The sequence below is a fragment of the Embleya sp. NPDC005575 genome, assembly GCF_040605455.1.
GTDB lineage: Bacteria > Actinomycetota > Actinomycetes > Streptomycetales > Streptomycetaceae > Embleya.
This window is the reverse complement of record NZ_JBEXCV010000160.1, coordinates 1-19818: the sequence shown is the minus strand read 5'-3', so window position 1 is coordinate 19818 and position 19818 is coordinate 1. Positions and strand designations below refer to the sequence as shown.

The window sequence follows — 19818 nt, the reverse complement described above, 5'->3', positions numbered from 1 at the left end:
CGCGCGGGCAGTGCCGGAGTCCGTAGGCAGGCCGGGCCCGCCGGCCGCCCCCGGCCCCGCCCCCGGGCTCCCGGCGGACGACGGCACCGGCTTCCGGGTCAGCCTGGCCAACTTCGAGGGCCCGTTCGACCTGCTCCTGGGCCTGATCGCCAAGCACAAGCTGGACGTCACCGAGGTCGCGCTGTCCCGGGTCACCGACGAGTTCATTGCGTGGATCCGGGCTCAGGGCCCGGACTGGGATCTGGGCCGGGCCACCGAGTTCCTGCTGATCGCGGCGACCCTGCTCGACCTGAAGACGGCCCGACTGTTGCCGGTCGCCGAGGTCGAGGACGAGGAGGACCTGGCCCTGTTGGAGGCGCGGGACATACTGTTCGCGCGGCTGCTCCAGTACCGGGCGTACAAGCAGATCGCGGGCATTCTGGAGGACCGCTGGGCCCGGGAGTCGCGCCGCTACCCGCGCGAGGTGTCCCTGGAGCCGCGCTACCGGGACCTGCTGCCCGAGGTGGTGATCACCACGTCCCTGGACCGGTTCGCCCGGCTGGCGGCCAAGGCGATGACCCCCAAGGCGCCGCGGATCGTGTCGATCGACCACATCCACGTGCAGCGGGTGAGCGTGCGCGAGCAGGCCGCGATAGTGGTCGAGCGGCTGCGACGCACCGGCAGCGCGACCTTCGCCGAGTTGGCCGAGGACGCACCGGACACGCTGCATGTGATCGCCCGGTTCCTGGTGTTGCTCGAACTCTTCCGCGAGTTGGCGGTGGGATTCGACCAGGTCGAGGCGCTGGGTGAGCTGACCGTGCGATGGACGGCCGGGACGGACGAGGACGTGGTGGTCGGCGTCGAGTTCGACGAGTTCGACACGGTGGTGCGCGAGGGCGAGGAGGACGCGTGAGCGACGACGAGGCATTTCGGATCGAGCCGGACGACGAGATCGGGCCGGAGCCGGCGGCCGCTGCCGCATCGGTGCCGGCGGTCCATGCCGCCCCGGAGCCGCGGCCCGAGCGGCCGACCTCCACCGAGGCCGCCGTGCCCGCCCCGCGGGCCGCTCGGGACAAGACCCCACCGCCCGCCCTGCCGGTGTCGGACAGTGCGCTCCCGGCCGCTCTGGAGGCCATCCTGATGGTGGTCCAGGAGCCGGTCTCCGAACACCTGCTCGCCGAGGTGCTCGATCACCCGCTCACCGACGTGCTGGCCACGTTGCGCACGCTGGCGCTGGAGTACACCGCCCAGGGGCGCGGCTTCGACCTGCGCGAGGTGGCCGGCGGCTGGCGGTTCTACAGCCGTCCCGAGCACGCCGCCGCCGTCGAGCGCTTCGTCCTGGACGGGCAGCAGTCCAAGCTGACCCAGGCCGCCCTGGAGACGCTCGCCGTGGTCGCCTACCGCCAGCCGGTCAGCCGCGGCCGGATCTCCTCGGTGCGAGGAGTCAACTGCGACGGCGTGATGCGCACCCTCCTGGCGCGTGGCCTGGTGCAGGAGTACGGCATCGAATACGAGACCCAGGCCACGCTGTACCGCACCACCGAGTTCTTCCTGGAGCGGATGGGCCTGCGCTCGCTCGACGAGTTGCCGGAATTGGCCCCTTTCCTGCCCGAGATCGAGGCGCTGGAGGCGGAGAGCGAGGGGGCGTTGGACGGCTTCCCGTACCGCGCGGCGTCCCCGGTTGCGCGGAGCGGGGATACTGGGAGGGATACCGGGGCGGTGCACGCCGACCCCGACGACGGCGAGACGACTACGGAAGTTTGATGGCACCCACCAACAGGCAAGGCTCCGGCGGCAACGACCGAGGCAACGAACGCTCGGTGAACAAGCGCGGGGGCACCGGGCGCGGCAGCAATACTCCGCAGCCCCGCCGGGTCGCCGACGACAATCGTCGAGGCGGCGCGGGTGGGCAGCCGAAGTCGGGCGCGGCGGGTGGCAAGGACCGCCGCCCGTCGGCGAGCACCGGTCGCCCGGACCGCCGTCCCACCACGATGCGCTCCACCGAGCGCAACGAGCGTGAGAAGCAGGAGGGCGTCCGCCTGCAGAAGGTGATGGCGGACGCGGGCATCGGCAGCCGCCGGCACTGCGAGAACCTGATCGAGGCGGGCCGGGTCCAGGTCAACGACGAGCGGGTCACCGAGCAGGGCAAGCGGGTCGACCCGGACACGGTGGAGATCAAGGTCGACGGGATGCGCATCCCGACCCGTCCGGCGGAGACCTACATCGCGTTCAACAAGCCGACCGGCGTGGTGTCCACCATGTTCGACCCGGACGGCCGGTTCACCATCGCGGACTACATCACCGAGTTCGAGCAGCGCCTGTTCCATGTCGGCCGGCTGGACACCGAGACCGAGGGCCTGATTCTGCTCACCAATCACGGCGAGCTGTCCAACCGACTGACCCACCCCCGGTACGAGGTGCGCAAGACCTACCTCGCCTCGATCCAGGGCCCGATCCCGCGCGACCTGGGCAAGAAGCTCAAGGCCGGGGTCGAACTGGAGGACGGCGTCGCGCGCGCCGACAGCTTCCGGATCGTGGACAGCGTCGGGAACAACTTCCTCGTCGAGGTGGTGCTGCACGAGGGCCGCAAGCACATCGTCCGGCGCATGCTGGCCGAACTGGGCTTCCCGGTCGAGCGGCTGGTGCGCACGCAGTTCGGTCCGATTCAGCTGGGCGACCAGAAGCCGGGCCGCACCCGCCGGTTGTCCAACGAGGAGATCGGCCTGCTCTTCCGCCAGGTCGACCTGTAGGCGCCACCGCCGCGTTTCGACATCGGCAGCCAACTGCCCCGACGGCCGCAGCAGTTCCACTTTCGAGTGGAACCGCTGCGGCCGTTGTTCGTATCTGGTCGATTCGGTTCCGCCGGACTGCCCGATGGTGCATCGTGGAAGGCCGCACGGGGGTGCGCGGGCATTGGCTGAATAACGGTTCGGAACCGAGCGTGTGCCAGTGATCGCGATCGGTGCCCGTAACCCCCCACGTTGCTGCTAGAACGTTGCCGAATACCCGAGGTGTGCCTCGCGCCCGCGGGGCCGACAGCAGGGGGGACACCATTTTGGTGCTGCCTGTCCGCCGGGGAGCGCCACGGCCGGCGCCCTCCACACGGCGTCCACGACGGTTGGCCACCGCAGCTCTGCTCGGCGTGCTCGCACTGGCGCTGATCCCCGGCGCGGCCCGGGCGGCGGATCCCACGGTGGGCGATCCGAGCCTGAAGGTCGCGCCGATCTCGTACGCGGTCCTGGTCGACGAGTCCGGCAGCCTCAAGGGCGCCGACCTGGACCGGGAGAAGGACGCCGCGACGCTGGCCGCGATCGGCGAGCTCTCGCCCGAATCGCGGGTGGGGGTGATCGGCTTCGGCAGCGGCGCCGGCACGAAACCGCCGGTGGACGTGGTCTGTCAGCTGACCGTGGTGTCCGATCCGGCGGCGGCCAAGTGTGCCGACAAGCTGCACGCGCGCACCGACCAGGAGGGCAACAACACCGATATCCCGGCCGCGATCCGGCAGGGTGTGAGCATGCTGGCCGCGGCTCCCGCCGGGCAACCCAAGGTCCTGTTCGTGCTGACCGACGGCGCGATGGCGGTCTCACCCGACGAGGGCTACGGTGACGACGCCGCGCGGATCCCGGGCGAGCTGGACAAGGGCCTGAGCACCGCGCTGGCCCAGGCGAAGGCGGCGGGCGTACAGATCTGGCCACTGGGTTTCGGCAGCGCGATCGACGCCGCGCAACTGGCCCGGATGGCGGACGGCGGCGCGCCGTCGATGTGCTCGGAACGGCCCGAGGACAAGCCCAAGGCGATCACGGTCAAGGACTCCGGCGAGGTCGTGCAGACCCTGCGCAAGGCGTTCGGAACCGCGCGCTGCGCGGGGGTCACCCAGACCGATTCGACCGAGGTGAACGGCGAGGCCGACCTGAACGTGACGATCCCGGCGATCGCCACCGACGTGGTCATCCAGGTACAGAAGGCCAACGAGCGGATCGAGACCACGTTCTTCGACCCGGACGGCAGGCAGGTCGACAACGCGCCCGGCACCCAACAGCGCGGGCAGGGCTCGCGGACCGAGACGCTGCGGATCACCGATCCCGTGGCGGGCAAGTGGCGGATCCACCTCAAGGCACCCGCCGGCTTCTCCGGACCGGTCAGCGCGGCCGCACTGTGGCAGGGCGTGGTCAAGTCCTACGTCCAACTCGACCCGCCCCAGCCGAGCGCCGGCGAGCCGGTCAAATTCAGCGTCTTCCTGCAGACGCGGGAGAAGAACCTGACCGATCCGGCCGCGCTCAAGGGCGTCACGGTGTCGGGACACGTCGAGGGACCCGGACTCAAGGCGGACATCGCGCTGCGGTCCGGCGACAAGGGCGAGTTCTTCAGCGACTACAAGATCCCGGGCGGCACCACCGGCCAGGTCAGTTTCACCGGCACGATCAGCGCTCCGGGCGTGGCCGGCGCCCGAGAGGTCAAGACGGTCACCCTCGGCGGGGGACCGGCCGCGGTCTCCGCCGAGGTCAAGTGGGGCGACGGCACGATCGAACCCGGCGGCAGTGTCGCCGGCACCGTGTCCTGGAAGGTGAACGACGCCAAGCCGCACACGCTGCGGGTGGTCGCCGACTTCCCGGCGGACAGCGGGCTGCGGATCACCGGGGCCGAGCAGCGGGTGACGGCCGGCTCCGACGAGTTCGGCTTCAAGCTCGCGTTCGGCAAGAACATCGCCAAAGGCGACCACACCGGCCGGGTCCGGGTGCTGGACACCACCGATGGCGACAAGCTGCTTTTCGAGACCACCCGCACCGTCACCGTCGAACCGCCGCCCGGCTTCTGGGACGAATACCTGTGGCTGGTGATCGGGGGCGTCGTGCTGATCGCACTGCTGCTCGGACTGCTCGCCTTCCTGGCCAAGCGGCGGGGGCGGGCGCGTCGGATCGGACCGATCGCGCTGCGCCTGTACCGCGACGGGCAGCCGATCGGCGTGGAGACCCGGCCGCTGGACGAGCGCGCGGAGGCGATGTGGTTCCGGTTGGACACCACCGGCTTCCCGCCCCAACTGATCCCGCTGTACCAGCACGAACCCGGAACCGCGTGGATCGTGCGGCGGGCCGCGTCGACCGGCACTCTGGACGTGGAGACCCCGCTCGGCACGCACCTGCACCTGGAATCGGGCCGGGCCACCGAGATCGAGCCCGGGCTCGCGCTCGGCTTCACGGACGACCGGGTCCACAACGCGGCGCCGTCCGGGGGGAGTTCCGGGTCGAGTGAGCCCTATGGCCCGTACGGCTCCACCGCGCCCACGGCCGCGCCCCCGCGGCCGTACGGCGAGGGGGCCTACGGATCCGACCAGCCGTACAACCCGTACGGCCCGTACGGCTCGGGACCCGCCGCGGATCCCGGGCCCGGCGCGGGCTCCGACGACACCACGTTCGGCTACGGACCCCCGCGCTAGTGCTGTTGCAGTACCGGGCGCGGGGGCCCGGGCATCTGAACTCGCACTTCACGCACTTTTCGAGGAGGGCCCGTGGCAGCGCAAGGCCGCAGGGGCATGTCCATCCACCAGTCCATGCTGTTCGTGGGCCTGGGCGGTACCGGATGTCTGATCGGAGCCGAACTCGAACGACGGCTGCGCGAGGAACTGTGCGGTGCCGACGGCACCGGCCTGATGCAGCGGCTCGGTGGCCAACTGGCCCCGTACCAACTGCCCAACTGCATCCAGTTCGTCTACGCCGACCTCAACGAGAACGAGTTGCAGCGCCAGCGGCTGCGTGCCGCGCCGCCCGCGCACCGGGCCGCCGCCGACCGCAACGCGCACCTGACCACTCAGCTGGTGCCGCCGCTGAACACCTATCCCGAGGTGGCCCGTTCGTTGCGGATCAACGCGGCGGAGGAGACCATCCCGTGGTTGCCCGCCCGTGAGGGCGAGCCGCGGGTGACGCCGCTGCGGCGCGGCGCGGGGCAGTTGCCCACCGTCGGGCGCGCGGCCCTGTTCGAGACCTTCCGGCACGGACTCGCGCCCGCGATGGACCCGTTGCGCCGTGCGGTCGGCCTGATCAGCAACGGCAACGACCACCTGATGGCGCTCAGCGGCAACCATCACAACCGCAACACGTGCGACGTGTTCGTCGCGTTCTCGATCGCCGGCGGCACCGGTTGCGGGATCTTCTACGACTACCTGCACCTGATCGGCGAGGCATTTTCACAGGGTTACGACGGGATCAAGATCTACCCGCTCGTGCTGATGCCGTCCGCGTTCGACGAGGAACGCGGCGGCGGGCGACCCGCGGTGCTCAACGCCGGTCGTGCGCTGCTCGACCTGTTCCAACTGGTCGACGACCAGAACGGGCAGTACGCGCAGGAGGAACTCGACACCGGGCTCGGCGTGCCGACCGGCAACCTGGCCGTGCGCTATCCCGGTCTGGAGTCCACCCGACTCAAGGCGGGCACCGTGCAGACCGGGTTCCTGTTCAGCCGTACCAGCGGGATCGAGCGCGAGGACCTGCACCGCTCGGTGGTGTCCCTGGTGATGTCGCTGATCGGCACCGGGCTCAACCCGGGCGGGCCCGAGTTGGAGAACGCGGTCATCCAGGGCGACCTGTACCAGTCGTTCGCGGACAGCTTCATCAACGAGGGGGTCCGCCGCGAGATCCCGGCGCCGAGTGGGATCGGCGCCTGCGGGGTGTCCACCAGCCTGGTCGCCTCGATGACCGTACCGGTGGACGAGCTCGCCGACATCGTCGCCGGCCGACTGCTCGCCCAGGCCGTGCGCGATCTGACCTCGGACGTCCGGGTGTCCTCCGAGGCCAACCTGGAGCAGATCAAGTCCTTCATGTCGGTGTCCGGCCTGGGCGAACTGTGGCTGTGCGCGCCGCCGCACGTCGCCGACCCGTCGCCGGCCAAGGGCGCGGCGGACATCATGCAGGCGCTCAACGCGCGCACCCGGGCGATGGAGCAGGCACTGCGCCAGCAGGAGGCCCAACTGCGCTCGCATACCTCACAGTTGGCCGAGGAGTTCAACCACGCTCGCGGGATTCGGCAACTGCTCTCCGACGGCGATCTGTTCCGCGCCCGCCGGGTGCTCTTCGGCGACCGGCGGCTGTACAGCGACACGGACCGGCCCGGGGTGGCCGGGCTGCTCGCGCACTGCAGCACCGAGCCGACGCCGCCACCCGGGATCACCGTGAACGCGCCGCACATACCCGCGATCAAGGACCGCGCGGGCGGGGTGGTCAAGGCCAAGTGGGGCGATCCCGAGGTGCAGCGTGCGCTGGGTGCGCAGCAACAGTGGTTCGAGTGGCGCTCGCGGCGCAACTGGCATGCCCAGTGGGGAAGTCAGGCCGAGGTGTGGGATCGCAAGATGGTCTACCTGCGGCACGTCGTGGACGGCCTGGGGCAGGCCTTCAACGACCACCGCGACCAGGAGGAGGCGAACTTCGGCCAGGCCACCCGCGAGCTGTATCGGCAGCGCTCCGGGGTCTCCTACCTGCTGCCGCCGCAGGGCAACCTGGAGTCGTTCTACCGCCACGTGTTGCGCCGCTTCGTGGACCGCGAGCGGCTGCCCGAGACGGCGGGCGCCGCGCAGATCGTCGGCAAGCTGCTCGGCGCGGGCATCTGGCAGCGCGCCTACGAACTGGGCGAGGAGCGCGAGGGCGGCCCGGCCGCCGTCACCTACGTGCGCGACCAGATCAAGCAGCATGTCAAGACCCTGTTCGTGCAGACCGGCGAGCTCAATGCGCAGCCGCTGCTGCCGCCGGTGCGCGACCTGCTCACCCGTGCGGCGACCCGGCGCGGGGCCGTGGTGGGCGAGGAGGACCTCGAACAGTTCGTGCAAAAGCTCGCGGGCATGCTGCCCAACGGCTTCTCGCCCGAAGGCAGCGGCGAACTCAAGGTGCTGATCGCCCACCCGGGCACCTCGCACGACACGGAGGTGCGGCAGTACCTGGAACGCATGCTGAACATCCCCAACGAGCCCTCCCGAAAGATCGAGTTCCGCGCGGTCGAGCAGGAGTCGATCGTGGTGGTGCTCTTCCGCAGCGCGATGAGCCTGACCGAGGTGCCCGAGGTGCGCCAGGTGCTCGCGCAGTGGTCGCGCTCGCTGGACCGGCAGGAACCGGTCGACTTCCTCAAGTGGCGCCAGCGGCTGGGCTTCACCTACGACTGGCTGGCCACCACCGAGAAACACCGGGCGTACATCCTGCACCGGCTGCTGTGCGCGATGTGGAACGGGCAGGTCGAGGTCGCGCGCGGGGAGCGGTCCTCGCCCGAGGTGATCGACATTCGGCTGCCGCACGGGCCGACCGTGATGAAGCTGCCGCTGCGCCCATTCGACCGGGCCTCCTCGTGGGGCAGCCTGCTGCGCGCCTACGAGGAGTGGACGCTGACCGACGACGCCCCGGTGCGCCGGGAGTTCGCCAAGCAGTTGATGCTCACCCATCCCGAGGGCCTGAGCTCGCGGGTGCGTGAACCCTCGCCGCTGTACCGGCACTTCGTGCACGACGTCGCGCCGCGGCAGGTCAAGGTGCTCAAGGAACTGCGCGACCGGCTGCCGGAGCGCAGCCGGGGCTGGGCGGAGGAGCTGCTGCGGCTGTGGGAGGTCACGCTGCCCGCCGCACTCGACCTTTCCTTCTCGCATCACGGTGCCAACCGGGACTCGCTGCGCGAACTGGACCACGACGACCGGGCGGCGGGCGACGATGACGGGTTCGGCGGGCGCGGGGACGTGCGGGATCGAGAGTGGCGGGACCGGGACCGGGACGAGCCCGGCAACGGGCGGGACGGTGACCGGGAGTGGGACGAGCGCGGCTCCGGATGGGAGCGGCGGGCGGCCGAGCGGGTGCGCGACGACCGGGAAGTGCGCGAGGAGTGGGCCGAGCGACGGGACCCGCGACCGCGGAGGGAGACCCGGGCCGACCGGGACCCGCGGGAGTGGGAGCGGCGGGCCGGACGCGAGTCGGGTGGTCCGGTGTTCGACGACGGCGACCCGGATCGGCGGGACGGCCGCGAGCCGAGGGAGCCGCGGGGCTCGCGCGAGTGGCGGGACGAGCAGGAGTCGAGCGCTTCGCGGGAACGCGCGCCGCGTGATCCGCAGGAGTGGGGGCAGGCGCGCGAGTTGCCGGAGACCGGCGACCCGGGCCGGCCGAACCTGGACAAGCCCGAGCGGCGCGACCGCGGCCGCGACGATCGGGACGGCCCGGACCGACCGCCGACCGCCGAGCGGCGGGCCCGGCGGGAGCCGTACGACCCCTACGACCCCTACGATCCGTACGACCCGGGGGAGTCGGGCGAGACCCGCGGGCCGGCGCGGGGTGCGGGCGATCCGCACGACCCGTACCGGGCCCGGGACCCGCACGGCCCGTTCGACCCGCGCGCCGGGGCCGGGCGCGCGGACGCGGATCCCGAGGACCGCACGGTGCGTCTGGACGGCTCGGACCGGACCCTGCCGCTGCCGGACGAGCACGATGAGCGCGAGACGCCCGGGGGTGGCTGGTGACCGACTCCGTCGACGCGGGCGCGCCGCGCCCGCTGGTGGTCGTGGTCGACCTGCGCAGCGAGTACGAAGCGGTCATGGCGGCCAGGCGGTTCGCCGACGTACAGACCGCGTACGCGCGTACCCGGGTGCCCGCCGGCACCCTGAACGTGGCCGCCGACCGGGTGCTCGTGCTCGACACCGTGGACGACCTGGTCGCCCACCGGCGGGCCTACGAACGCATCTTCGGCAGCGAGTACATCAAGGTCGTGTGCGTCGCGGTCGGCTCGCCCGTGGACGGCTCGATCGTGCTGCGCCGCCCGGGCCAACTCGTGGGCAGCGACGCGGCCACGCTGTGGGTCGGCGACGTCCGGGGCACGGATTGGGAGCCGGGCCGGGCACCCGGGACCACCCTGCGGCCGGACGACGCGGACGCGCTCGTCCCGCTGGTCGACGTGCTCACCGAACCCGAGGTCTTCGATCACGTGCTCGCCGGGGTGACCGAGATGCCTCGCTCGGTCGCGGCGCCGGGACTGAACGCGTTCGTGCACCGGATCCGCGACGACGCGGTACAGCGGGCCCGGATCCGGGCGACGCAGCGGCTGGTCGGCGCCGAGGGCGGCGTGGACGAGCCGTGGCCCGAGCCGCTCGCGGCCCTCGCCGACAACCAGGGCACCGGGCTCGCCGCGGTCGGCGGCGGCATCCGCGAATGTGTGCGCGCCGACAGCCCGCTGGGTGCCCGGTGGGCGCATGTCGACCAGGGCTTCGGGCACGCGCAACGGCGCCTGTCGCTGCTGGCCGGCCCGCTCGCGCTGTACGGCTCGGCCGGCCGCGACGGGCGGCCGATCCACGATCAGATCGCCGACTCCGCGACCGCGCTGGGCGAATACCGGGACCTGGTCCGCCAGACCGTGGGCCAGGGCGCGGCCAGCTTCGACGCGGACGGGCGGGCCTGGCTGGACCAGGTCGGCGTGCTGATCCCGGAGCCGCCCGGACTGAGTGTGACCTCGGTGGCCGGCGCGCTGCGCGAGCGCACCGCAGCCGCCTTCGACCGACCCGAGGGGTTGCGCGGACTGGCCGAGCGGCTGCGCGAGTTGGCCGACCGGATCAGTCCCGGCGCGGGCGCCTCGCGGGCGTTCGAGGTGGACCAGACCTGCTCCGACGGCTTCCTCGCGCACTATCTGCGCCCGGCCGCGTTCCCGCTCGGTCCGGCGCACATCGGGGTCGTCGGAGGGCTGCTGGTCGGCTCGTTCCTGACCGCGCTGTGGCCCGCCTTCGCCGTGGTCGGCGCCACCCTCGCGGTGCTGCTCGCGGTGTTCGGGGCGACGCTGATCGCGCTGCGCCGTCCCGACCGCCAAGGCGGCGCGATGCTGCCCGCCGAGGCGTTGTCGATGATCGTGTCGGCCGGCCTGGTCGCGCTGGTCGGCGCGGTCGGCGGGGTGCTCGCCGGACGCGCGTGGGGGCCGCCGACCGGCGTCGGCCCACTGGCCCTCGTGCTCGGCCCGGCCCTGCTCGTCGTGCTACCCGGTGTGGACTGGGCGGTGCGGGTGCGGCGCTGGGAGCGCACGTTGGCGCTCGGCGCGGCCGGTCGGACGCTGCACGCGCTGCACGCGCTGCTCGTACGCACGGTGTGGAACGACTGGGCGCTGGCGGGTCCGCGCCGCGAGGCGGTGGACCGGGCGATCGTGCTGGCCGCGCTGCTGGAGGAGAGCGCCAAGGTCCTCGACGAGGACACGACCGCGATCGAGCGGCAACTCGTGCGTGAGCCGGCCGGTCCCGAGCCGACCACGACGGGATACGACACCGGCAGCCGTCCGTCCCCCGGTCGGCCCGCACCGCCCTCGACGCCGCCGCCGAGCGCGGGCTCGAGTCTGTACGACGTCGTGCTCGGCGACCTGGTGGACGGGCTGCACGCCGCGTTCGAACCGATGTGGTCGCTGCTGGAAGGGGATCCGGCGGAGGCGTCCCGGCAGGGCACGGAACGCGAACTGCGGCGCGTGCTGCGCTCGTACGCCGACCACCTCGCCCACCACGGGGTCCAGGCCGCGCCGCCGTTCGCGCGCCGCAGCCAGGATCGCCCGCACGTCGGCAACACGGCCGGCGGCGACGCGGACCGGATCGCCACACTGCTCGCCCAGCCTGCGGACCGGTCCATGCTCCAACTGTGCGCGACCGACCAGTTGATGCTGCTCGACCACGTCCCCACACGCATCCGCAGTGTGCGCTTCGCGCCGCGCGGGGTGCGCCCGGCCGTTCGCGAGGCCCTGCGCGAGCGCGGCGACGGCCACCTCGTGGACCACGAACTGGTGTGGACCGGCGCCGGCCGGATGGCCGGCGTGCTGCGCCTGCTGCCGCTGCTGCCGGGTTCGGTGGACGACGCGGGGATGTGGGAGGAAAGCGTCGACGGCGCGCCGGACCACGCGGGCGGATCGGCCGCCCGCCACGACGAGGGATGGGCCTCGTGAGCACGGCGGGAGCGCCCGGGCGGCCGGGCGAATCCCGGGAGGAGAAGCTCGGATACACCGACCCCGAGGGCCGGTCGGTGGAACGCCGCGTCGAGTTCGGCCCGGACCGACCGGCCGCTCCCGGCCGTCCCTTTCGCATCCGCGACGTTCGGGACGTGGAGGACGGCAGTACGTTCGTGCAAAAGCGGCTCGGTCCGATGGACGCGCGTCGCCGGGCCGGTGCGGAGGCGGGCCTGGAGACCGAGATCCGGGTGCTGCTTCGGCTCGCGCGCACGTTCGGACCGGCCGACCACCCGCGTGAGCTGGCCCGCATCGCCGGGCACGACTTCGACGGCGTCGAGCCGTTCCTGCTGCTGGAGGCGGTGCCCTGCCCGCCCGCCCAGGACGTGGTGGGCAAGCTGCTGACCGAGGAACAAGACGCCTTTCGACGTGCGCTTTTTCGTACCGTCCGCCACCTGGAGACGGCCGGCGTCGTGCATGGCGACCTGACTCCCACCAGCGTGCGCTGGCAGCGCGAGCAGCGCCGGTTGTACATCGCCGACTTCGACCACGCCGCGCTCGCGGGCGAGCCCCGCAGCAGCCTGGGCGCCGCGCTGTGGGCCGCGCCGGGCCCACTGCGCGGGCCCGGGCCCGCCGACCCGCGCGACGACCTGTGGTCGGCCGCCCAGGTCGCCTACCACGTCACCATCGGCCGCCCGGTCCGCCAGGGCATGGTCCCGGCCGGGGTGGAGAGCCAGGGCCTGCTGTTCGACCTGTTCCAGGGCGTGTTCGAGACGGACCCGCAGCGTCGGCCGAGTGCGGCGGAGGTGCTGCGCCGGCTCGCCGAACCGGACCCGTACGTGCACGGCCACGCCCAGTACGACCCGCTCGCCGAGGGCCGGCGCGGCTACGAGGCGGCCCTACAGCGCAAACGGCAGCGCATGCCGCTGGAGGGCCAACCGCCGTCGCCGGCCGCTCCCGACGGCCCGCCGACCGCCTTCGTCCCACCGCCGGGCGGCATCCCGCCCAAACCGGCGAACCCGCCGGTCACCGAGCCGAGGCCGGGCCGGTTCCGGCTCTTCGGAAAGAACCAACCGAGTTGAACGCGACGGCAGGTGAGGTCGGCTGATGCTGCATCAGATCGTGTACCGCTGGGACCCCGACGGGCTGCTCGGGCGCCGCGGCATCGTCCCGGTCGCCACGTCCCTGAGCCGTGACGAACTCTTCGGCTGGCACACCCGCACCCGGTTGGCCGACGCGGTCACGATGGACTACGGCGACCCCGCCTGCCCGGCCTCCAGCGTGTGTCTGCTCGACACCCCGCTGGGCGTCGCACTCGTGCGCCGCGCGTTCACCGCCGACGCGCGCCGTCAGCGGCTGAACAACTCCGCGCACGTCCTGGTCGGCCCGCGGGACAGCATCGCGCCGTTCGACGCCATCGCGTGGGGCTCGCTGGAGGCGCGGGCACCCGGCGCGCTCGACCCGGACCGGACCCCGGCCGGCTACGGCCTCAAGCCGCTCGCCGACGAGCGGCTGGCCGAGGCATTCGAACTCGCCGCCGGCGGCCTGCACGAGCGGGCCCGCCGGCTCGGCGACCCGCTGGAGGTGTTCACCGCCGCGGTGCTGCGCCGGCCCCGGGCCCGGGTGGCCCTGCTGCCGGCCACCACCGAGGACGCCACGGCGCTGCTGTGGGGCCTGCAACACCTGCTCACCGCGCTGCTGCCGGGGCCGTGGACGTTCTCCACCTTCGAGGTCGACGACACGACCCCCGATCCCAAGGGCGCACCCCGGTTCGTCATCCTGCCCCGGGTGCCCGGCGCCGGGCCCGGGACCCGGGTGCGGGTCGATCTGACCGGACGCGACGAGCCGTTCGACGCGCATCGCGAACTCGCCCGGCGGATGGTGAAGCACTATGTGGGCGAGGGGTGGGCGGGCTTCCACCGGCTGCTCAACGTGCCCACCGAGGTGCACACGCTGCCCGAGGCGACCCGGGTGGAGGAGATCCGGGGCCGGCTGGACGCGCTCGGCGCCCGCCGGGAGGCGAGGACCAAGCCGCGCACGTCACCCGGGACCAGGGCGGAACAACCGCCGGAAGAGGGCACCCGGGAGATGCCCCGCGTGCCGCCCCAGGTGTCGTCCCCCGGTGCCCAACCGGCCGCCGCTCCGGCGGCCGGTCCCATCGACCCGAATCGACCCGAGGTGCGCTGCCCCTATTGCCTGGACCTGATCCGATGGAACGAGAACGACCTCTACGAGCGCGACGACCGGCTGCGCTACGAACGGGTGAACCTGAGCACGGTCACCGACCCGGTCAAGCGGCACGACCGGCTGCGCGCGACCTTCATGCGCTGCCCCAACCCCGGCGGGGACGAGGAGCGCGAGCACTACCTGCCCACCAACTACCTGATCCACGAACCGCCACTGGTGATCGGGCTGATCGGGGACGGTCTCTCCGGCAAGACGCACCTGCTCGCCGCGATGATCGCCGAGATCGACGCCGGCGGGCTGCGCCCGTACGGTGTGACGCACCAGCCGGTGGACCCCGACCAGCATCAGGACTACCTGCGCAACAGGGTCGACCCGCTCCAACGCGGGACCATGCTCGCGACCACGGTCAACCACCAGGGGAACCTGGTCCAGTTCGCCGACGCGCTGCTGCTGCGCTCGGCCGGCCGGACCCGGCCGATCGCCTTCTTCGACGTCAGCGGCGAGGACCTGGCCAGGGGTGGCCGGGAAATGCAATTCCTGGCCGCCGCCGACGCGTTCGTCTTCGTGGTGGACCCGGTGGTCGCGGTCGACCTGCCCGAGTTGCGCCGGCTGACCGGCGAGGGCGAGGACGCACCCGGCGTCCGGCGGGGCGACCGGACCTTCGCCGCGGTGATGGACCGGCTGCCGCGTACCGCGGAGTTGCTCGGCCGGCCGGTCACGGTCGCGGTGACCAAGTCCGACCTGATCCGGTTCGAGCCGCCCGTGGACGCCTGGTTGGGCTCGCACCCGCCCAGGCCCGGGCAGGTGGACCCGGCACGGGTGGCCGCCGAGAGCCGCGACGTGTACTCCTTCCTGCACGCTCACGACGCGGTGGCCTGGCTCAGTCCGTTCGAGGAATTCCGGCGCTGCACGATGCATTTCGTGTCGGCCACCGGGGCCCGCGACCGGGACGGCCGCTTCCCCGGCGGCATCCGGCCGCGACGTGTTCTCGAACCCATCGTGTCGATCCTGGCGATGTGCGACATGCTCGATCAGGCCGGGGTCGAGCGCGTGGGGGTGTGAGATGGCGTCGGAGACCGGAGCGGACGAGCGGGATCCGCTGGATCAGATCGTGTATCGCTGGAGCTACGGGGACCTGTTCGGCCGCCAGGGCATGGGCCCGGTCGCCGGCTCGCTCGATCGCGAACGACTCCAGGAGTGGGACCGGGGCCTGAACAGCCATGTCTCGATGGACCGTTCCCTGCCGGAGACGCCCGACTGGAGCATGTGCCGGGTGCACCTCCCGGGGGACCGGCACGCGCTGATCCTGCGCGAGGCCGCGATCCACGCCAGCAACCGGCCCGGCAACAACGCGCACGTGCTGCTCGACCCCGAACGCGTGATCCGGCCGCACACCATGCTGGCGGCCGTGTGGCTGCACGACCGGTACGGCGGCGGGCTGACCGGATCGGGGATCCCGCGCCTCGACGTGCGGGACGACGTGGCGCTGGGTGGGGTGTCGATCTGCCCGGACGCGCACCGCGCCGACGTGCACGAGACGATCCGCGCCCAGGCGCGGGAGCATGCGGAACTGGTCGAGGTCGTGCTGGCGGCGGTGATGCGCAACCAGGATCGGAAGTTCACCTTGCTCACCGAGCATGTCGGTGCGGACATCGTGCCGCTGCTCTGGGGCGTGTTCGACCTGGCGGGGTGGGTGGCACCGGGGGGAAGGACCTTCTCCACGTACGAGACCAGCGACGCGGCGGTGAAGCCGAGTTTCGTGCTGGTGCCACGCTGGCCCAACACGCCGGAGCCGGCCGGCCGGGTCCGGATCGACCCGCGCGCCGAACCGGGGCAGGACGTGTTCCGCGAGGCCGCACGCGTTCTGGTGCGGCGCTACGGCGAGTGGTCGTGGGCCGAGATGCTGGGCACGCTGCGGGAACTCGACGACGCGGTCGGGACCGACGCGTCGAACCTGGACCGTGCCAACCACGTGCTCGGACCCGCACCCGGCGCGACGCACCCGATACCGGCGGTCGGCCCGGTATCGCGGGACGACCCGGCGGGTGAGATGGACAGCCCGGTCGTGGGATGGTCGAAGCTGGGGTATTCCCAGGATTCGGCGACGACCGAGTACACCGACACGTGGACCCAAGAGCACGACGAACAGGACGAACCGAACCCGTGGGCCGAGTACTTGGACCGGGAAGCGCCGGACCGGGCCGGTGCCTACGACGCGCGTGCCCGGCGGGACGCTCCCGTGGCGGGGGACTCGGGCGGCGCGTCCTCGGCGTGGACGGGCCGGGTCGGCAGCGGTCCGTCCGTGCCCGGTCCGACTCGTCCAAACCGACCGGCGCCCCCGGCGGAGTCGGTCCGCCCCGAGGCCACCGGGTCCGTGAATCGTCCCGAACTGCCCCAGGACACTTCGGCCTGGTCCGCGCGGGGCCGGTGGGACTGGGACGCGTGGTACGACTTGATGGCGACCCAGGACGGATTCACGGCGCTGCGGCAGGCCGCCGAACAGATGGCCGAGAACGGCGGTCGGGAGACCCTGCGGGTCGGCAAGGCGATCGCTCGGGCCGACACAGGCTCGCTCGCGGCCGCGCTGCTGCTCGTCGAGTCGCCACTGCTGGAGGCGGTGGTGTGGAACCTGGCCGTCCGAGTCGATCACGAGTACGCGAATCCGCGGCCTGAGTGGCGCTCCCTGCGTGCCTATGCGGAGGTGCTCGTGCGACTGCACGAGGGCATCGCCACCCTCGCCGACTGCGGGGTGGAGGAGGAGTTGCTGCACACCCTGCTGGGGAGGATGGCCCGGATGGTTGCCCAGGACAGCGATCGCTTTCCGCACTTCGTCGCCGGTGTCGCGGGCACGGTCATGCGACTTCGCACGTTCGACGGAGGCTGGAGGCGCTACCAACGCGTTCTGGTGCACGCGATGTCGAGCGCCGACTGCTATGGGCTGCTCCAGCGCGAGTGCGGTCGGCTCATGTTCGAGGAACTCGACATCACGCCATGACAGGACGGAACCGTACCCATGACGGCACGGGCGGCGCAGCCGCGAGGGAACCAGCCGCGGGCCGCTGCCGACGCGGACGGGTTTCGGCAGATCGTCCACCGACACCAGAACGTCGTACACCGCGCGTACCAGGGCGAGCAGCGGTTGGATTGGCATCAAAGGCATGCATACGCGTCGGTACTCGGCCGGCTGCACGAGGACATCATGACCCTCGACGGCCGCGGTGCCCCGCGTGAGCTACTCAGCCGGTTGTCGGGGGAGATGGCCGGGCTCATCGTGGCCCACGGCAGACTCCCCACCTTCGGTGCGGACATCGCGGGCACGGCGTGGCAGCTCCGGACGCCCTATCCGCTGTGGGACGAGTATCGGCGCGTGTTGTGCGCCGCGCCCTGGTTCACCCGCTATCGCGAGCCGTTCCTGCTCGAATACGGTCGACTCGCCCTGGAGGACCTCGACATCGCGCCAAACAGGACGGAACCGCAGCCATGACCGTACGGGCGGCGCAGCCGCGAGGGAACCAGCCGCCGGCCGCTGCCGACGCGGGCGGGTTTCGGCAGATCGTCTACCGACGCCAGGACGACAGCCTGCTCGGCGGGCGCGGACTGGGACCGATCGCTTCCTCGGTGTCCCGGGACGAACTCCGGGCCTGGCACGACGACTTGCGCGAGCATGTGGCGGTCGACGTGGACGACCGCGGAGCGCCGGTGACCAGTGTCGCGCTGGTGCACACCGGTCGAGGTGCCGCGGTGATCCGGCGCGAGTACGTGGTCGAGGGCAACAACGCGCGCGTCCTCCTCGACCCGGGCCGTGACCTGGGCCCGCACCGCGCGCTGGTGCTCACCCAGGAAGCGGTGTGGGCGGACGAGACGCCCCTGGAGGACATCCCGCGCGGCTACGGACTCGCCCCGCTCGAACGGGACTTCGTGGAGGCCGCGCTCGACGGCAACGCCGAATGGTTGCGTGGGCGGGCCCGCGGCCAGGCGCACCTGTTGGAGGTCACGGTGGCCGCGGTGCTGCGCCACCCGAGCCGATTCTTCGCGTTCCAGCAGGCGGACGTCGGGATCGACCCGGTGCCGGTGCTGTGGGGGCTCGCCGATCTGCTCCCGCGGCTGGTTCCGGGGGCCTTCACGTTCTCCACGTTCGAGACGTTGGCCCACTCGGCCAAGCCGAGGTTCGTGGTGCTGCCGCGCCGGCCGCGGGACGCGCAGCCGTGGGCGGGTCGATATGGGCTGCTGGCGCGGGAGGAGCCCAAGGCGGGTTCGGATGTGCACGCGCATGCGGCGGCGTTGCTGGTGAGCCGGTACGTGGACACCGACTGGTCGGGCGTCCACCGACTCCTGGAGGGCATGCTCGACCTGCGCCGGTTCCCACACGAGCGGGCCGAGGAGCGGTCCCGGGAAATCTGCACCCGGTTGGGCCGGTGGACCGCCGGGGCCCGGGTGCCGGGCGTCGAGGTCGCCGAACCCGGACCGGAGAGGGCTCCCGAACCGGGGCCCGTGGCCGCCCCGGCATCGGGTCGGTCCGAGCGGCCGGCGCGGGACGAACCGATCGAGCGGGCGGCGCGGGCACAACGGGTCGAACCGGTCGAGCAGGTCGAGCAGGTCGGGCGGCCCGAGCGGGTCGGGCGGCCCGAGCGGGCGGACCGCGCCGGGCGCGTCGAACGGGATCCACGCGAGCCGCGGGTGGTCACGGTGGCGGGGGCCGCCGAGGAGGAGCCGGCCTTTCCGTACGCGGCGGAGCCGGCCCGGTCGACGGTCTCCGCGAAGGCGCGGGTGCCCCGCCCGATGGTGGCCCCGAAGGCGCCGCCGGAGCCGGTGCGGGCGACCGAGCCGGTGCGTACGAGTGAGGCGGCCGAGCCGAGCGAGACCCCGGACGTGATCTGGCTCGCCGACGACGGCGCGGTGTTCGAGGAGATCGAGGACGCCTTCACCGGGCCGTGGCCGGGCTTCGAGGAGGAGCGCGGCGAACTGCCGATACCCGCGCTGCCGCTCACCGAGGACGACTCGGACGCCGACCCGGACACGAACCCGGATCGCCGGGCCGGCGGCGGGACGGGGAGCCCGCCGACCCCGGGCGCACTGCCCGCCAGCGCCCGGAACGCGCCGTGGAGTTCGTGGGCCGAGTACAACATCCCGGACACCGAGGTGGACAAGATACGGCGCGCGGTCAAGCGCCTCCCGGACAAGCCCACGCTGCGCGAACGCGCGCTCGGCGGCGGCGCGGCCAAGACCGAGGTCGCCGGCATCGACAACATCGTCACGCTCGCGGTCGCGCTGCGGCTCGCCGACCTACGGGTGTTGCCGGTGATCGCGGACCGGCTGACCACGCGCCTGGAACAGCGCCGCCGGCAGCTGGCGCCGGAGGCGTGGAACCCGGACGACCTGCGGGCGATGCGCGAAACCTTGCTGGACGCCGAGCAGTTCGGCGACCGCCTCGAAGCGGCCGGCGCGGGCGACAAGCGCACCCGCAAGCTCTTCGAACAACTGCTCGTGGTGGTGCTGGCGCCCAAGACCGACACCAAGGGCGTGTTGCGCCAGATCGCGATCTGCGTGCTCTCCGACCGCCGGGATCGCTCGCCGAACCCGCTGATCGAGGAGATCCTGTTGAACTCCCGATGGGGCGAGGACTTCCGCACCGAACTCGGGCGCCGTTGGGCGGAGCAGAACCCGCCACGCTGAGATCGGTGCGGAAGTCCTCGCCCCATCGGGAGTTCAACAGGATCTCCTCGATCAGCGGGTTCGGCG

At 72.4% G+C, this 19818-nt stretch carries 11 protein-coding genes; all 11 read left to right on the top strand.

Going from position 1 to position 19818, the window contains the following annotated elements; all coding sequences use genetic code 11:
* The first annotated feature begins 10 nt into the window (after window positions 1-10).
* The 11 genes from ABZS54_RS35250 (at window position 11) to ABZS54_RS35200 (ending at window position 19752) form a co-directional block, all read left to right on the top strand.
* Window positions 11-892, top strand: coding sequence for a segregation/condensation protein A (locus tag ABZS54_RS35250; protein ID WP_355545667.1), 882 nt, complete (start codon window positions 11-13; stop codon window positions 890-892).
* Between the two features lie 179 nt (window positions 893-1071).
* Complete coding sequence (scpB, locus tag ABZS54_RS35245; RefSeq protein WP_355545665.1) at window positions 1072-1743, top strand: SMC-Scp complex subunit ScpB; 672 nt, start codon at window positions 1072-1074, stop codon at window positions 1741-1743.
* Window positions 1743-2729 carry a pseudouridine synthase gene (locus ABZS54_RS35240; RefSeq protein ID WP_020555596.1) on the top strand — a complete coding sequence of 329 codons (987 nt, stop codon included), beginning with the start codon at window positions 1743-1745 and terminating at the stop codon, window positions 2727-2729. Before scpB ends, ABZS54_RS35240 begins: the two co-directional genes overlap by 1 nt.
* A 368-nt stretch (window positions 2730-3097) precedes the next feature.
* Window positions 3098-5413, top strand: a complete 2316-nt coding sequence (locus ABZS54_RS35235; RefSeq protein ID WP_355545663.1) for a vWA domain-containing protein — start codon at window positions 3098-3100, stop codon at window positions 5411-5413.
* A 72-nt stretch (window positions 5414-5485) separates the two neighbouring features.
* Window positions 5486-9451 (top strand): tubulin-like doman-containing protein, encoded by a 3966-nt coding sequence (locus ABZS54_RS35230; protein WP_355545661.1) that lies wholly within the window; start codon window positions 5486-5488, stop codon window positions 9449-9451.
* Window positions 9448-11892, top strand: coding sequence for a hypothetical protein (locus ABZS54_RS35225; RefSeq protein ID WP_355545659.1), 2445 nt, complete (start codon window positions 9448-9450; stop codon window positions 11890-11892). Before ABZS54_RS35230 ends, ABZS54_RS35225 begins: the two co-directional genes overlap by 4 nt.
* Window positions 11889-12974: a hypothetical protein gene (locus ABZS54_RS35220; RefSeq protein WP_355545657.1), complete on the top strand. Its 1086-nt coding sequence runs from the start codon at window positions 11889-11891 to the stop codon at window positions 12972-12974. Before ABZS54_RS35225 ends, ABZS54_RS35220 begins: the two co-directional genes overlap by 4 nt.
* Window positions 12975-12999: 25 nt before the next feature.
* Complete coding sequence (locus ABZS54_RS35215) at window positions 13000-15141, top strand: hypothetical protein (protein WP_355545655.1); 2142 nt, start codon at window positions 13000-13002, stop codon at window positions 15139-15141.
* 1 nt (window position 15142) lies between these two features.
* Window positions 15143-17074: a hypothetical protein gene (locus tag ABZS54_RS35210; RefSeq protein WP_355545653.1), complete on the top strand. Its 1932-nt coding sequence runs from the start codon at window positions 15143-15145 to the stop codon at window positions 17072-17074.
* A gap of 18 nt (window positions 17075-17092) precedes the next feature.
* Window positions 17093-17563, top strand: coding sequence for a hypothetical protein (locus tag ABZS54_RS35205; protein ID WP_355545651.1), 471 nt, complete (start codon window positions 17093-17095; stop codon window positions 17561-17563).
* Window positions 17560-19752, top strand: a complete 2193-nt coding sequence (locus ABZS54_RS35200) for a hypothetical protein (protein WP_355545649.1) — start codon at window positions 17560-17562, stop codon at window positions 19750-19752. Before ABZS54_RS35205 ends, ABZS54_RS35200 begins: the two co-directional genes overlap by 4 nt.
* Window positions 19753-19818: the final 66 nt, after the last annotated feature.